We start from the raw sequence: 14,912 nt of genomic DNA, 5'->3' as shown, positions 1-14,912 counted from the left end.
GCCCGCAGGGCGGGGTGGGGTACCCGCGAAACACTGAGCTTGCAGACCCCCACCCCGTCGCTTCGCGCCGACCCTCCCCACAAGGGGCAGGGTACCAGCGCCTTCGCTGCCGACGGCAGTGCCATGCAATTCGTAGAACCTTCAAACGAGCAGGTGCCCCTCATGTCCGGACTCGTGCTTAAGGACATCACCAAGTCATTCGGCAGCTTCAAGGCCGTCGACACAGCCAACCTGTCGGTGCCCCACGGCAAGTTCGTCTGCCTGCTCGGCCCGTCTGGCTGCGGCAAGACCACGCTGCTGCGCATGATCGCCGGGCTCGAGGATCCGTCCAGCGGCGAGATCCTGCTCGACGGCACCGACATCACCCCGGTACCCACCCACAAGCGCAATCTCGGCATGGTGTTCCAGTCGCTGGCGCTGTTTCCGCATCTGTCGGTCGGCGACAACATCGCCTACCCCTTGCGCATTCGCGGCGCCTCGCGCGAAGACCAGAAGAAGCGCTCGGACGAGTTGCTCAAGCTCATCCATCTGAGCGGGTTTTCCGATCGCCCGGTGGCCAAGCTTTCCGGAGGCCAGCGCCAGCGCGTCGCCATCGCCCGTGCACTGGCGCTGTCGCCGAAACTGTTCCTGCTCGACGAGCCGCTGTCGGCGCTCGACGCCAAGCTGCGCGAGGCGATGCAGGTCGAGTTGCGCCAATTGCAGCAGCGGCTTGGTATCACCACCTTCGTCGTCACCCACGACCAGCGCGAGGCCATGACCATGGCCGACCTCGTCGTCGTGATGGGTCACGGCAAGATACTGCAGGCGGCCCCGCCGATCGAGATCTACCGCAAGCCGGCCGACGCCTTCGTCGCCGACTTCATCGGCATGACCAACCTGCTCGATGCCACCGCCGACAGGCTCGGCCGCGTCTCGGTGCTCGGCCAGGCCATTCCCAACCTTGTGATGCCCGAAGGCCTGACCAAGGCATCCGTTTCGATCCGCCCGGAGGACGTGCACCTCGGTCCGGTCGGTGGCGACGCGATCGCCGGCACCGTTACTTTCGTGCGCGACCTCGGCGGCACCATCGAGACCTTCGTCGAGGCCGGCGGCAAGACCATCGTTGCGGTCGCCACGCCGCGCGAGCGGCCCGAGGTGGTGGCCGGCCAGCAGGTCGGCCTGATCCTGCCGGCGGAAGCCTGCGTGGTGCTCAAGTCATGAAACGCGAGGCGCCGAAATCGCTTGCAGATTACAGCCCGCTGTTCTTCCCCGGGCTGATGCTGATCGTCTTCTTCGTGATCCCGTTCTCGACGATGATCGCCGTCAGCTTCTTCCAGCGTGATCCCTCGGGCTTCTATACGCCCGATTTCGTCTTCACCAATTATGCTCGCTTCCTCAGCTTGTTCTTCGGCAAGGTGCTCGGCTTTTCGCTGGTGCTGGCGGTGATGGTGGCGATCTGCTGCGTCGTCATCGCCTTCCCCTTCACCTTCCTTTTGACCAAGCGGCCGCGCAAGGTGCAGACGATCTGGCTCGTCTGCCTGCTGTCGGTACTGTCGCTGTCCGAGGTCATCATCGGCTTTGCCTGGTCGACGCTGTTTTCGCGCACCGCCGGCATCACCAACCTGTTCGTCGCCATCGGCCTGATGAAGGAGCCGGTGGCGCTGCTGCCGAGCTTCTGGGCGGTGCTGACGGGCATGGTCTACCAAGCGCTGCCCTATACCATCCTCGTGCTCTATCCCGCGCTCGTCCGCCTCGATCCGACGTTGCTGGAGGCCGCGCGCACGCTCGGTGCCTCGCCGGTCAGGGCGTTTATGAACGTCGTCGTGCCGGCGCTTCGCAACACTATCGTCGCCACGCTGATCATGGTCTTCGTCTTCGCGCTCGGCTCGTACCTGCTGCCGCAGATCCTCGGTCGGCCGTCGCACTGGACGCTCTCGGTGCTGATCACCGACCAGGCCATCTACCAGTCCAACATGCCGTTTGCCGCGGCGATGGCGGTGTTCCTGGTGCTGATGTCGCTGGCGCTGGTGGGGCTGACGCTGCTCGTTGGACGCAGGGAGAACGCGCTGTGAAACAGACATTCCTTCGCCGGCTCTATTTCGCGGCCGTTGCCCTGTTCCTAGCAGCACCCCTGATCGTCGTTGCCGGCGTATCCGTCAACGAGAAGCAGGACCTGGCCTTTCCGCCGAAGGGCTTTTCGCTCGCCTGGTACGCGCAGATCTTCGCCGATCCGGAATGGCGCAAGGCGCTGATCGCCTCGCTGTCGCTGGCGGTCACCGCCGCAGCCCTTGCGGTCGCCATTGCCCTGCCGCTGGCCTGGTTCCTGTGGCGGCGCATCGCACCCTGGGCCAACGTGTTCCAGATCCTCGGGCTGGCGCCGTTCATCCTGCCGCCTGTGATCACCGCGCTCGGCATGCTGACTTTCTGGGCGACCACGGGTTTCTACGGCCAGCCATGGACGGCGGTCATCAGCCACGCCATCTTCTTCGTCACCTTGCCGCTGGTGACTCTGTCGCTCGGCTTCGCCTCGATCGACCGCTCGCTGGTCGAGGCCGCGGCGACGATGGGCGCCGACGACCGCACGGTGCTGAAGACGGTGGTGTTGCCGCTGATCCGGCCCTATCTCGTCTCGGGCTACGCCTTTGCCTTCGTGCTGTCGCTCAACGAGTACATCGTCGCCTACATGACCATCGGCTTCACGCTCGAAACGCTGCCGATCAAGATCTTCAACGCCCTGCGCTACGGCTATACGCCGACGATGGCCTCGGTGTCGGTGTTCTTTGTCGCTGTTGCGGCTCTCGTGTTCGGACTGATCGCCAGGTTCGGCGACATCAGGCGGCTGCTCGGGGCGATGTCGTCGGAAAGCTGATGCAACAAGGGCCGCGGTTTTCCGCGGCCCTTTCTTTCAGATCACCGGCTTGTCCATCAGGCCGAGCTTTTCGCGCCTGAGCCAGCGCCAAAGAAGCAGAACCGAGACGACCGCGAGGCCCGTGAACAGGCCGATCCAGATGCCACGGCCCTCGAAGCCGAAACGGAAGGCGAGGACGACGCCGAGCGGCAGGCCCACGCCCCAATAGCCTATTGCCGCGAGAATCATCGGCACCGTCGTGTCCTGCAGCCCGCGCAACTGGCCGGCCGACACCGCCTGGGCGCCGTCGACCACCTGGAACAGCGCCGCAAACACCAGGAAGCTGACCGCCAGGCCGATCACCTGGGCGTTGGCCGGGTCGGCGACGTCGATGAAGGCCGAAATCAGCAGATGCGGCCAGAACACCATCACCATCGCCATCAGCGCCATAAAGCCGACGCCGAGCACATAGGCCGTCCAGCCGGCGCGGGTAATGCCGTCATGGTCCTTGGCACCAAATGCCAGCCCGACACGCACGGTGACCGCCTGGCCGAGGCCGAGCGGGATCATGAAGGTCACCGCGCAGATCTGGATGGCGATTGCATGCGCCGCGAGCGAAGCCGAATTGATCAGCCCCATCAGGAAGGCGGCGGCGTTGAAGATGGTGACCTCGAAGGCAAGGATGCCGGAGATCGGTGCGCCGAGCTTCAGCAACGCCATGAAACGCGGCCAGTCGGCCCGCCAGAAGCGTCCGAACAGCCGGTAGCGGCGGAACTTCTTTTCCGTCATCACCACGGCGGCCATGCCGACAAACATCATTGCACTGGCGATGCTGGTGGCAAGGCCGGAACCGGCGATGCCCATCTCGGGGAAGCCCCACTTGCCGAACACCAGAAGCCAGTTGCCGAGCGCGTTGGCCGCGACCGCGATCGCCATGATGACCAGGGCCCAGCCGGGGCGCTCGAGCGCCGAGATGAACGAGCGCAAGACGATGTAGCCGAAGAACGGCAACGCCGCCCACTGCAGGTGATGGACATAGATGCCGGCCTGTTCGGCGAGCTTGGGGTCCTGGCCCATGACGAGCAGGATCGCCTCGGTGTACCACAACAGGGCCCAGATCGGGATCGAGATGAGGACTGCCAGCCACAGGCCCTGGCGCACTGTGCGGCGGACATCGCGCACGGAATGGGCCTTGCGGCCGAGTTCAGCGGCCATCATCGGCGAGGTCGCATACATCAGGCCAAGCCCGAAGATCAGCGGTGCGAAATAGAGGTTCGAGCCGAGCGCGCCGGCGGCAAGCGCATCCGGCCCCAGCCGGCCGAGCATCATCACGTCGGTGGCCGTCATGGCGGTCTGCGCCAGGTTGGTGAGGATCATCGGCCAGGCGAGCGCGAGCATCGCGCGAAGCTCGTCGCGCCAAGGATTTGCCGGTGATTGCGCGCCGGTTTCGATCGCAGACATGTTTTCCGTCTTTCGTGCCGATTATCGCGAGAAATGCCGCCGATATCGTTCGATTCGGCCTCAAAACCTTCAGTTTTGGCTCGCCATGGTCAGCTTTTGAAGCAAACCGCCCGGCGTGGCAAGCCGTCACGGGCGCCAAGCATTGAGCCAGCAGGGCCGCGAATGCCCGCGCGCGGCGCGGCCGTTCAGCCGCCGAAGTCGGCGATTTCCGGCAGAATCCACTCGCGGAAGGCGCGGATCTTGGGCACGTTGCGGCGCGCTTCCGGATAGACCAGCCAGTAGGCGTGGCCGTCGTCGCCAAGCAGGTCGAAGGGCTGGATCAGCCGGCCCTCGGCGATCTCATTGGTGAAGAACTTGCGCGTCAGGATCGCCACGCCCTGGCCGGCCATCGCCGCATTTGCCTCATAGGCCTGCGAGCCCATCGAGGTGTCGGGCCGCCCCTCCAGGCTGTCGGTCGGCACGTTCGCCAGTTCGAACCAGCGCTTCCACCAGACATCGGTCGGATCGAGGATGCGCAGCTTGAGCAGGTCGGCTGGCTCCTTCACCCCGCCGATGCTGTCGGCCAGGCGAGGGCTGAGCATCGGCGTATACTGGGCGCGGAAAAGCAGGTGGGAGACAAGGCCAGGCCAGGCACCGTCTCCGGAGCGGATGCCGATATCGACTTCCTCGCGCGCAAAATCGACCATGTGGCTGGATGTGTCGAGCCGCACGGCAATGGCGGGATGGCGCATCTGGAACGAGCCGATATGCCGGGCCAGCCAGTTGGAGGCGAAGGTCAGCACGGTGGAGATGCACAAGGTGCCGCCCGAACCGGCCCGCGCCGCGGCATAGGCCTCGCCCAGTATGTTGAAGGCGTCGCCGACGGCCGGCGCCAAGCGGCTGCCGGTTTCGGTCAGCACCACTTGCCTGGGTTTTCGCAAGAATAGCGGCGTGCCGACCCGCTCCTCCAGGAGTTTGATCTGGTAGCTGACCGCCGCCTGGGTCATGCCGAGCTCGGTCGCAGCCTTGGTGAAGCTTCCATGGCGCGCGGCAGCCTCGAAAACCCGTAGCGCCGTCAGCGGCGGCAGTTGCTGGCTCATGCCAGGGGCATCCTATGCATAAGGGCTCTTAATGGGTCGTGATCGACGTTCAATTGGAAATGCCAATCATTACAAACCAATATGTAGGCCAACGCATCAGCACTCTTCAAGCATCTCATAAGGATGACGATCATGGCCACGGTACAGGCAAGTCTTATCCATTGCGAGCAGATCAGCTGGACTGCGAGGCTGGCCGCCGTCTTCGGCGTGCGTGCCCGGCGGCGGGTCCTCGATGCCAGGGACCTCTCCGACCACCTCAAGCGCGATGTCGGGTTCCTCGACGGCAACAGCCCCTGCGGCCGGCGTCGCTGAAGGCCGGACGCACGCGCATGTGTCCTCCAAGGCCATATGAACGGTTCATTTCCGCCACCAAAGCTCCTATGAGCAATGGGGTGAACAAGGACCGGTCAGATGACACCGAAGGCAGTGTATTGGGATATGGACGGCACGCTGATCGACAGCGAGCCGCTGCACGAGCAATCGCTGGTCGCCGCACTGCGCAGCGTCGGCGTCGAGCCGCCAGTCGATCTGCACGCCCGCGTCGTCGGCCAGGCGGCGCGGCCGGTCTATGAGGTCTTGTGCGAACAATTCGGCCTCGGCCTGGAATTCGACGACTGGATCAACCTGAAATACAACCACTATATGAGGCATGCGCCGGGTCTTCTGCCGCGTGAGGGCGCGATGGAGATTTTCCGCGACCTCAAGGCGAGCGGCGTGATCCAAGCGATCGTCTCGAATTCCGACCGCATGGTGGTTGACGTCAATCTGCGTGCCGTCGGCCTTCACGAGCCGGCGATGAAGACCATCAGCCGCAACGACGTGCGCAACGGCAAGCCCGATCCCGAGCCCTATCTGCGCGCCGCCTGGCTGACCGGCATCGATCCGGTCGACACGGTGGTGATGGAAGACAGCGTCACGGGTGCCATCGCTGGCGTCGCCGCCGGCATGCGCACCATCTTCTGGCCGCAGGACAGGATCGATGGTCCTGCCGGCGCACTGATCGCGCATAGCGCCGCAGAGGTCAGGGAACTGCTCGGGCTGGACTGAGTTAGCTCCGGTACGTCGGCTCCTGCTCGTCGAGGATCGCCTTGAGCTCGGCGAGATGGCGTTCGGCCTGGCCGGGATAGTCCTCCTGCTCGAGTGCCGCCTTTTCGGCGATCTCGTCGGAGAGCGTGCGCAACGGCCGGCCAGTCCACAAGGCCTTGATGTATGTCTCGCAGGCGCACTCGAAATAATAGAGCCGGTTGAAGGTGTCGGCGACGCTGTCGCCGATGACCAGCACGCCGTGATTGCCCATCACCATCACCTTGACCTTGGGATCGGCGAGCAGGCTGGAACAGCGTTCGCCCTCTTCCTCGAAGGCGAGCCCGCCATATTGGCCATCGACCACGTGGCGGCGGAAGAAGATCGCCGTGTTCTGGTCGATCGGCGGCAGGGTGGAATCGGCCAGCGAGGCAAGCACGGTGGCGTGGATCGAATGCACATGCATGACGCAGCGCGCATGGGCGCAGTTGCGGTGGACCGCACCATGCAGGCCCCAGGCGGTCGGGTCGGGTGCATTGGGCCCGCTCATCGTCTCGGGATCGTTGGCGTCGATCAAGAGCAGGTCGCTCGCCTTGATGCGCGAGAAATGCACCTGGTTGGGGTTCATCAGGAACTTCGAGCCGTCGGCGTTGACGGCGAGCGAAAAGTGGTTGGCCACCGCCTCATGCATGTTGAGCCGCGCCGTCCAGCGGAAGGCGCAGGCGAGGTCGACGCGCTCTTCGTAGAACGGCAGGTTGGTCTGCTTGAGCTGGGCGACGGCCATGTGTTCCTCCCTCTCTGGCTGGGGGGAAGAATGCCGCGTCATGTCAGGTGCGGCAACCGCCGCTCAGGCTGAAATCCGCTGGTCCAGCCGGAGCCCGCCATTCTCGACGATGAAGTCGATGACCGCTTCCAGTCCCTTGCCGCGCGACAGGTCGGTGAAGCCGAACGGCCGCTTGCCGCGCTGGCGGGCGGCGTCGGCTTCCATGACCTCGAGATCGACGTTCACATAGGGCGCGAGGTCGCTCTTGTTGATGACCAGGAAGTCGGAACGGGTGATGCCGGGGCCGCCCTTACGCGGGATCTCCTCGCCCTGGCAGACCGAGATGACATAGAGCGTGATGTCGGCGAGGTCTGGCGAGAAGGTTGCCGCGAGGTTGTCGCCGCCCGACTCGATGAAGACGATCTCGAGGTCGGGGAATTTGCGGTTCATCGCGGCGATGGCCTGGAGATTGATCGAGGCGTCCTCGCGGATGGCGGTGTGCGGGCAGCCGCCCGTCTCCACGCCCATGATGCGCTCTTCCGGCAGCGCCTGGAGGCGGGCGAGCAGCAGCGCGTCCTCCTTGGTGTAGATGTCGTTGGTGACGACGGCGATGGAGAACTCGTCGCGCAGCGCCTTGCACAGCTTTTCGGTCAGCGTCGTCTTGCCCGAGCCGACGGGCCCGCCGATGCCGATGCGAAGCGGGCCGTTTTTCGATGTCATGGCTGAAATCCCTTGATGGCGAGGAAGGCGAAGCCTGTGCCGACGAGCAGGCACAGCGGCGAATAATACAGCCGGTCGAGGCGGGCGAAGGGCATTTCCGGCGTCAGCCGACGCCACGCCGGGGTAAAGCCGGCGATGCCGCGGCCCAGGAACACCAGCGCGATCATCAGCGCCGAAGCGGCGAGCCCTGCTCTCGGGAACGGCGTGGCGAAGACCCCGACCAACGCCAGCGGCCACAGCGTCGCCAGCAACAGGCAGGCGGCAACGGCAAAGCAGGCGAAGGGCGTCGGCATGGCGTCGATGCCACGGAAGCCGGCGACCGCACGGGCGCAGGACGCCTGGTCGGTGCCGGGCCAGACGCCGCCGAGACCCCAATAGACATGCAGCGAGGTCAGGAGATAGAGCACCGCGGCAAGCGCAAAAGCGATCACGATCATGAGCGGAAGAGCCTCGAGTGCTGGGTTTCGTGGCGCATGGCCACGATGTCGGAGGTAAGCGCCGCTGAGCCGAGTTCGTCGAGGCTCGAGGCGGCGGCACGGACAGCGACCGACAGCGCTGTCGGCTCGAATGCGGCGATGATGCCGGTTGCCGCGACTTGGCCGACCACGCCGAGGCGGATCGCCGCCTGGACGAGGTTGGTCGAGAACGCCTGCAGATAGGCCGCAAGCGCATCCTCGAGCGCGATGCCATTCGCGCCCGCAACCGCGCCGACGGCGACGCAATAAGGGCAATCGGCGGGCAGTTTGTCGAGCACCGGATGCGGCCAGGCGGCTGCGGCGGTGAGGAAGGCCTGTCCCTGCAGCATCGTTTCCATGTGGCGTTCGCGCGAGCCGGCCAGCGCCTCGCCAAGTGCGGCGATCTCGGCGAAATCGCCATCCTCTCGGGCGCGGCGCCACGCTTCGGCGAACAGTACTACATCGTTCCAGCCGGAGCCGAGTTCGGCGAGGGCTGCCAGCCAGCCGGCAAGGTCGTCGCGGCTGGCGACGAGCCCGTCGTGCACGGCGCGTTCGAGGCCGTGGCTGTAGGAGAAGCCGCCGACCGGGAACGCCGGCGACAGCCACGCCATCAGCCGCAGCAGCGTGGCACCCTTGCCGGGTTCAGTCATGGTGGTGATGGTGTCCGCCATGGTTGTGGTGGTGATCATCCCCATGGTCGTGCGAATGACCATGACGGTGGCTGTGGCCCTGGCCGGAATAGGCGCCGCGCACCGGCTCGAACGGCTCCAGGATATCGGTGACGTGGGCACCTAGCCCCTCCAGCATCGCCTTGATGACATGGTCGCGCAGTATGAGGATGCGGCCGGTTTCGATCGCCGCCGCGAGGTGCCGGTTGCCGATGTGCCATGCGAGTTGCGTCAGGTGCACCGCATCATGGGCGCGGATTTCGTAGAGCTCTTCCTCGGCGGCAATGATCTCGGCGTGGCGGCCATCGTCGAGCACCAGCACGTCGCCGGTTTCGAGCACGACGGGCTCGGGCAGGTCGACCAGCACGCGGTCGCCATGGACGAGTTCGATGGCGCGGCGGCGGATATGGCGTTCGTCATGGGCGAGCACGGCAAGGTCGAACGGCAGCTGGCGCTGCGCATCGGCACGGACGGCTTCGGCGCGAATGAGATGGGGAGCGCGCAGCATCGGTAAGCTCTTTCCTTTCACATGAAGTCGGGGTGTTAGCCGGTTCGGGCGATGGTGTCGAACAGGACCAAAACCGCGATATCTGACAGGTTACAGTAGCCGTGATGATGGCGTGATGGAATCGTCCGCTGCGGGTGGCGACAAAGTGCCACCAGCGCAGGTGGCTAGCATCTCGATTGCAGCCAACTACTCCGGGAAGAATTCCAAATCGAGGACCTGACCAATGCTGAAAGGGCAATCTGAGGGGAAGGCGTCTGCAAACAGTCCGGTTTCGGTGGCGGCGTTCGATCGTGCAAGCGCATATTCCTCGGCCAGAACCTTCCTCGGATAGCTGTTCAGGCTTGGGCTGTCCTTGACCACCCGCGAAATCCGCCAACGCTGTTCGGTAATCGTTGCTTTCCAGCTTCCCGCCCGCTGATCCGGCTGGAACCGCCACTTCAAAAGATGGACAAGCAGCACATTGAGCCTGCTTTCGATTTCGCGTTTGTCACTGCGCCCCGAGCTTTCGATCTCCTCGGCGAGATTTTCCCGGTCGAGCTCCTGCAGATTTCCCTCGCGCAGCAGCGCGCCTTGCTCTGCGCACCAGCGAGCATAATCGGCCTCGTAGGGCGTCAATTGCGGTTTGCCGAAAATCTTGTTCATGGCACGCATCCTGCGCCGAAATACGCATATCGCCAATAGATCTTGGCGTGGATGAAGTTCCCGCGCCCTTTGCCGATTTACCGGCCGTATTCGAGGTAACAAAAAACCCCGGCGCGGGGAGACGGCCGGGGTTTCGATCTTGGCGAGAACGCTGAAGCTTACGCGGCTTCGGCGACGTCGTCGTTCTTGAGCGCCTCAAGAATGTTCTGCGGCGAGGAAACGCCGTAGGGATCGCTGTCGCAATTGTCGGAGAAGCCTTCTTCCTCGAACCACTTCTCGATGCGGCCGTTGTTGATGACGGCGGCGTAGCGCCACGAGCGCATGCCGAAGCCGACATTGTCCTTGGCAACCAGCATGCCCATCTTGCGGGTGAATTCGCCCGAGCCGTCCGGGATCAGCTTGACCTTGTCGAGGTTCTGCGACTTGCCCCAGGCGTTCATGACGAAGGCGTCGTTGACCGACACGCAGTAGATCTCGTCGATGCCCTGGGCCTGGAATTCGCCGAACAGCTTTTCGAAGTCGGGCAGCTGGTAGGTCGAGCAGGTCGGGGTGAAGGCGCCCGGCAGCGAGAACAGGACGACGCGCTTGCCGTCGAAATAGTCGGCCGAGGACTTGTCTTCCCAGCGGAAGGGATTGGGGCCGCCAACGGCCTCGTCGCGCACGCGGGTACGGAAGGTGACGGCAGGAACTTTTTTCCCGAACATGTAGAACTCCATTTCCAAGATAGCGGGAGCCCCCGATCTTGGGCTCGGGAGTCCTGCCGGATATTTTTGCTAGCGAGGGCTAGATAACAATTGGCCGGAGGCGGTTCCAGCATTGCCGGCGTGGCATCAGGTCGCGGGTGGACTGACGTCAGAACAGGAAGTAGCGCTGCGCCATCGGCAGAACCGTCGCCGGCTCGCAGGTCAGAAGCTCGCCGTCGGCGCGCACCTCGTAGGTCTCGGGATCGACCTCCATCTGAGGCATGGCGTCGTTGAGGATCATCGAGCGCTTGCCGATGCCGCCACGGGTGTTTTCGACCGCCACCATCTGCTTCTCCACGCCGATGCGCTCGCGCAGGCCGCCCTCCAGCCCGGCCTTCGAGACGAAGGTGATCGAGCTGTTGGTCAGCGCCTTGCCGAAAGAGCCGAACATCGGGCGGTAGTGACTCGGCTGCGGCGTCGGGATCGAGCCGTTGGGGTCGCCCATGGGCGCCGTGGCGATCCAGCCGCCGAGCAGCACCATGTCGGGCTTGACGCCGAAGAACGCCGGGTTCCACAGCACGAGGTCCGCGCGCTTGCCGACTTCGATCGAGCCGATCTCGCGCGACATGCCATGCGCGATGGCCGGGTTGATGGTGTATTTGGCGATGTAGCGGCGGGCACGGAAATTGTCGTTTTCGCCTTTTTCGCCCGGCAGCGCGCCGCGCTGGCGCTTCATCTTGTCGGCCGTCTGCCACGTCCGGATGATCATCTCGCCGACACGGCCCATCGCCTGGCTGTCCGAGGAAATCACCGAAAACGCGCCGAGGTCGTGCAGGATGTCCTCCGCCGCGATCGTCTCCTTGCGGATGCGGCTCTCGGCAAAGGCGATGTCCTCGGGGATCGACGGCGACAGGTGGTGGCAGACCATCAGCATGTCGAGATGCTCGGCGATGGTGTTGACCGTGTAGGGCCGGGTCGGATTGGTCGAGGCCGGGATCACGTTCGGATACTGGCAGACCTTGATGATGTCGGGGGCATGGCCGCCGCCGGCACCTTCGGTGTGGAACGAATGGATGGTGCGGCCCTTGAAGGCGGCGACCGTGTCCTCGACGAAACCGCCCTCGTTCAGCGTGTCGGAGTGGATGGCAACCTGGATGTCGTAGGCGTCGGCGACCGACAGGCAGGTGTCGATGGCCGCAGGCGTCGAGCCCCAGTCCTCGTGCAGCTTGAGCCCGCAGGCACCGGCCAGCACCATCTCCTCGAGTGCGCCCGGCAGCGAGGCGTTGCCCTTGCCGAACACGCCGATATTCATCGGCAGGCCGTCGAAGGCCTGGATGATGCGGGCGATGTTCCATGGTCCAGGCGTGCAGGTGGTGGCGAGCGTGCCGTGCGCCGGACCGGTGCCGCCGCCGACCATGCAGGTCACGCCGGAGTTCAACGCCTCGTCGACCTGCTGCGGCGAGATGAAATGGATGTGGGTGTCGATGCCGCCGGCGGTCAGGATCTTGCCTTCGCCGGCAATGATCTCGGTGCCGGGACCGATGATGATGGTGACGCCGGGCTGGGTATCGGGATTGCCTGCCTTACCGATGGCGGCGATGCGGCCGTCCCTGAGCCCGACATCGGCCTTGTAGACGCCGGTGTGGTCGAGGATCAGCGCATTGGTGATGACGCAGTCCATCGCCCCCTGGGCGCGGCTGAGTTGGCTCTGGCCCATGCCGTCGCGAATGACCTTGCCGCCGCCGAACTTCACTTCCTCGCCGTAGACGGTTAAGTCGTTCTCGACCTCGATGAACAGCTCGGTGTCGGCGAGCCGGACCTTGTCGCCGACGGTCGGACCGAACATCCGGGCGTAATCGGGACGGGAGATGATTGCTGGCATCAGAGCTTTCCCATCACCTTTTTCTGGAAGCCGTAGACCTCGCGCTTGCCGCCCAGCGGCACCAGCGTGACGTCGCGCTCCTGGCCCGGTTCGAAGCGCACGGCGGTGCCGGCGGCGATGTCGAGCCGCATGCCGCGCGCCTTCTCGCGGTCGAACTTCAGGCCGTTGTTGGTCTCGTAGAAATGATAGTGGCTGCCGACCTGGATCGGCCGGTCGCCAGTGTTGGCGATCTTGAGCGTGACTGTCGGCTGGCCCTTGTTGAGCTCGATTGAGCCGGGGGCGGTTATGATTTCGCCGGGGATCATGGTGTCGCTCCTCAGGCTGCCGATTTCGGCGTGCAGCCTTCGGCTTTCAGCACGCGTTTGGTCGAGGCGGGATATTTCAAAAGCATGGCGGCGGGCCGGATCGGGCGCGCGGAAAAATTTCCGCCGCAATTGGGGCAGGTGCCGCCAAGCACGCCGTCAGCACAGTCCGTGCAGAAGGTGCATTCGAAGGTGCATATCACCGCCTTTGTCGCCGCGGGCGGCAGATCGCGGTCGCAGCATTCGCAATTGGGGCGCAGTTCGAGCATGGCAGCCTCAGCGGATCGGTTCGTGCACGGTGACCAGCTTGGTGCCGTCGGGGAATGTGGCTTCCACCTGGACGTCATGGATCATCTCGGCGATGCCGTCCATCACCTGGGCGCGGGTGATGACATGGGCGCCGGCCTCCATAAGCTCGGCAACAGGGCGGCCGTCGCGCGCGCCCTCGACGATGAAGTCGGAAATCAGCGCCACCGCTTCGGGATGGTTGAGCTTGACGCCGCGCTCGAGCCGCTTGCGCGCCACGATCGCCGCCATGGCGATCAGCAGCTTGTCCTTTTCCCTTGGCGTCAGGTTCATTCGCGCACCGAAATCCTAGAGTGACCACAGTCTGGGCAAGCCTGCCTGTCCGTTGAGCAGGGCTACCAGGGGCATGAGTCGTTTACGTAGCTGGTAGCCGTCCTCGGCGTACAGCCTCGCAAGAAGCTTGCCAGTTCCGGCCACGTTCCAGGCGCTGACACCGCCATCGTCGCCGATGATTCGCCGCGCCGGCTCCACCAAGACCTCGGTTTCGTCGGAGATCAAGAGCAGCGTTGCCATGGCGATGCGCTCTCCGGCAGATGCCGGCTTGGCGAGCGTCGTTTCCATGTCGGGGCCGACGGAAAATTCTTCCGCGTGGACGAGCTTTCCCTCGCACCGAACGCGCCAGCGGTCGCGAAACAGGCCGTCCTTCGCGCGCTCGCCCATGGCGCTGCGGCCGAAGACGGTCGCTTCGACGATGAGCGCTTCGGCACCTCTAGCCATGTCGACATCGAGCGAACGGGAGAATGCGGAGCGGTCGAACACGATCGTCTCCTGTGGCAGCCATGCTAGCCGACCGCCTTCGCCAACCGTTAGCCGCACGTCCACTTCGGCCTGGCCGGCCAGCGCGCGGTAGACCTTTTCGCACGCCTGGGTGGTGATCGATGCCCGCGCGCCGGCCCCGACCGCAACCTCCCATCCGATGCGGTCACCGCCAGTCAGGCCACCAGCCATGTTGATCAGCACCGCCTCCAGCGGATCGCCCCCGGTATCGGGCAGCCTGATCTTGGCGGCGCCGTCCTGGTAGAGCCGGGCGAGGCGGCTGCGTCCGGCACGATGCTCGATCTCGATGCGGGCACGTGCCGCCACGCGTTGCGAGGAAATCGCTGCTGCGTCCGTCGCCGCGGACAAGGATGCGCTGATGGTCATGATGCCCTGAGGTTTAGCCGAGACGACGCGATTGTCGATATATAGCTTGTTGCTTCACGGCGTTTCGGTTTCTATAGAGAGATGCCTTTTTGGCTCATTTCGGGGGCGAACAGTGCAATTCGGGCTCGGAAAGGGCCCGACACGACGGTCGTGCGACGCCGGCCAATGTAAGAGAGTTCTGGGGAAGGGTACTGATGGCTGATCAGCTGGCAACGGAAATCATCGACAAGATCAAGGCGCATGCAGAGACCGGCGGCGAAGAGATCACGCTCGATACCGAATTGACCGCGCTCGGCATCCATTCTCTCGAACTGACCGAGATCATCTTCGATCTCGAAGAAGAATACGGCATCGAAATCGAGATGAACACGGCCGATGCCTGGAGCAGCCTCAAGAATGTCGGCGACATGGTTGAAGCCGTTCGCGCCCTGATTGCACAAAAAGCCTGAG

At 64.4% G+C, this 14,912-nt stretch carries 20 protein-coding genes; 6 read left to right on the top strand and 14 right to left on the bottom strand.

Going from position 1 to position 14,912, the window contains the following annotated elements:
* Positions 1-162: 162 nt before the first annotated feature.
* From CO731_RS02170 to CO731_RS02160, 3 genes are read left to right on the top strand one after another with little or no spacing between them, the layout of a single operon-like run.
* Positions 163-1,200, top strand: a complete 1,038-nt coding sequence (locus CO731_RS02170; protein ID WP_108605752.1) for an ABC transporter ATP-binding protein — start codon at positions 163-165, stop codon at positions 1,198-1,200.
* On the top strand, positions 1,197-2,051 hold the full coding sequence (locus CO731_RS02165; RefSeq protein WP_108605751.1) for an ABC transporter permease: 855 nt from the start codon (positions 1,197-1,199) through the stop codon (positions 2,049-2,051). The genes CO731_RS02170 and CO731_RS02165 overlap by 4 nt, the downstream gene beginning before the upstream one ends.
* Entirely contained in the window at positions 2,048-2,848 is an 801-nt protein-coding gene (locus tag CO731_RS02160) for an ABC transporter permease (RefSeq protein WP_108605750.1), read from the top strand. The genes CO731_RS02165 and CO731_RS02160 overlap by 4 nt, the downstream gene beginning before the upstream one ends.
* Before the next feature lie 36 nt (positions 2,849-2,884).
* Here the strand turns inward: CO731_RS02160 and CO731_RS02155 are convergent, their stop codons facing one another.
* Both CO731_RS02155 and gcvA read right to left on the bottom strand, forming a co-directional pair.
* Positions 2,885-4,288 carry an MATE family efflux transporter gene (locus tag CO731_RS02155; protein ID WP_108605749.1) on the bottom strand — a complete coding sequence of 468 codons (1,404 nt, stop codon included), beginning with the start codon at positions 4,286-4,288 and terminating at the stop codon, positions 2,885-2,887.
* A gap of 185 nt (positions 4,289-4,473) precedes the next feature.
* On the bottom strand, positions 4,474-5,367 hold the full coding sequence (gene gcvA / locus CO731_RS02150; RefSeq protein ID WP_108605748.1) for a transcriptional regulator GcvA: 894 nt from the start codon (positions 5,365-5,367) through the stop codon (positions 4,474-4,476).
* Between the two features lie 132 nt (positions 5,368-5,499).
* On the opposite strand from gcvA, the gene CO731_RS02145 reads away from it, so the two are divergent.
* Positions 5,500-5,679 (top strand): hypothetical protein, encoded by a 180-nt coding sequence (locus CO731_RS02145; protein ID WP_108609581.1) that lies wholly within the window; start codon positions 5,500-5,502, stop codon positions 5,677-5,679.
* A 99-nt stretch (positions 5,680-5,778) separates the two neighbouring features.
* Positions 5,779-6,414, top strand: coding sequence for an HAD family phosphatase (locus CO731_RS02140; protein WP_108605747.1), 636 nt, complete (start codon positions 5,779-5,781; stop codon positions 6,412-6,414).
* Position 6,415: 1 nt separating this feature from the next.
* On the opposite strand, the gene CO731_RS02135 is transcribed toward CO731_RS02140, so the two are convergent.
* From CO731_RS02135 to CO731_RS02080, 12 genes are all read right to left on the bottom strand, one after another.
* A complete protein-coding gene (locus CO731_RS02135; RefSeq protein ID WP_108605746.1) occupies positions 6,416-7,174 on the bottom strand; it encodes a class II aldolase and adducin N-terminal domain-containing protein in 759 nt (252 codons plus the stop codon).
* A gap of 63 nt (positions 7,175-7,237) precedes the next feature.
* Complete coding sequence (ureG, locus tag CO731_RS02130; protein WP_108605745.1) at positions 7,238-7,873, bottom strand: urease accessory protein UreG; 636 nt, start codon at positions 7,871-7,873, stop codon at positions 7,238-7,240.
* Positions 7,870-8,310, bottom strand: a complete 441-nt coding sequence (locus CO731_RS02125; RefSeq protein WP_108605744.1) for a DUF3995 domain-containing protein — start codon at positions 8,308-8,310, stop codon at positions 7,870-7,872. Before CO731_RS02125 ends, ureG begins: the two co-directional genes overlap by 4 nt.
* Positions 8,307-8,999: an urease accessory protein UreF gene (locus tag CO731_RS02120; RefSeq protein WP_108605743.1), complete on the bottom strand. Its 693-nt coding sequence runs from the start codon at positions 8,997-8,999 to the stop codon at positions 8,307-8,309. The genes CO731_RS02125 and CO731_RS02120 overlap by 4 nt, the downstream gene beginning before the upstream one ends.
* Entirely contained in the window at positions 8,971-9,504 is a 534-nt protein-coding gene (locus tag CO731_RS02115; protein ID WP_108605742.1) for an urease accessory protein UreE, read from the bottom strand. The genes CO731_RS02120 and CO731_RS02115 overlap by 29 nt, the downstream gene beginning before the upstream one ends.
* Before the next feature lie 186 nt (positions 9,505-9,690).
* Entirely contained in the window at positions 9,691-10,146 is a 456-nt protein-coding gene (locus CO731_RS02110; protein ID WP_108609580.1) for a DUF29 domain-containing protein, read from the bottom strand.
* Between the two features lie 158 nt (positions 10,147-10,304).
* Positions 10,305-10,850, bottom strand: coding sequence for a peroxiredoxin (locus tag CO731_RS02105; protein ID WP_108609579.1), 546 nt, complete (start codon positions 10,848-10,850; stop codon positions 10,305-10,307).
* Positions 10,851-10,998: 148 nt separating this feature from the next.
* Entirely contained in the window at positions 10,999-12,711 is a 1,713-nt protein-coding gene (gene ureC, locus CO731_RS02100; protein ID WP_108605741.1) for an urease subunit alpha, read from the bottom strand.
* Positions 12,711-13,016: an urease subunit beta gene (locus tag CO731_RS02095; RefSeq protein WP_108605740.1), complete on the bottom strand. Its 306-nt coding sequence runs from the start codon at positions 13,014-13,016 to the stop codon at positions 12,711-12,713. The genes ureC and CO731_RS02095 overlap by 1 nt, the downstream gene beginning before the upstream one ends.
* Before the next feature lie 11 nt (positions 13,017-13,027).
* Complete coding sequence (locus tag CO731_RS02090; RefSeq protein WP_108605739.1) at positions 13,028-13,282, bottom strand: DUF1272 domain-containing protein; 255 nt, start codon at positions 13,280-13,282, stop codon at positions 13,028-13,030.
* A gap of 7 nt (positions 13,283-13,289) precedes the next feature.
* A complete protein-coding gene (locus CO731_RS02085) occupies positions 13,290-13,592 on the bottom strand; it encodes an urease subunit gamma (protein WP_108605738.1) in 303 nt (100 codons plus the stop codon).
* A 15-nt stretch (positions 13,593-13,607) separates the two neighbouring features.
* Positions 13,608-14,462 carry an urease accessory protein UreD gene (locus CO731_RS02080; protein ID WP_108605737.1) on the bottom strand — a complete coding sequence of 285 codons (855 nt, stop codon included), beginning with the start codon at positions 14,460-14,462 and terminating at the stop codon, positions 13,608-13,610.
* 194 nt (positions 14,463-14,656) lie between these two features.
* Between CO731_RS02080 and CO731_RS02075 the strand changes: the two genes are divergently transcribed.
* On the top strand, positions 14,657-14,911 hold the full coding sequence (locus CO731_RS02075) for an acyl carrier protein (RefSeq protein WP_108605736.1): 255 nt from the start codon (positions 14,657-14,659) through the stop codon (positions 14,909-14,911).
* Position 14,912 lies beyond the last annotated feature (1 nt).

This window comes from Aminobacter sp. MSH1 (assembly GCF_003071665.1).
In the GTDB taxonomy this organism is placed as follows: domain Bacteria; phylum Pseudomonadota; class Alphaproteobacteria; order Rhizobiales; family Rhizobiaceae; genus Aminobacter; species Aminobacter niigataensis.
Note: the sequence above shows the minus strand (reverse complement) of the source record. Positions and strands in the feature narration are given on the sequence as shown.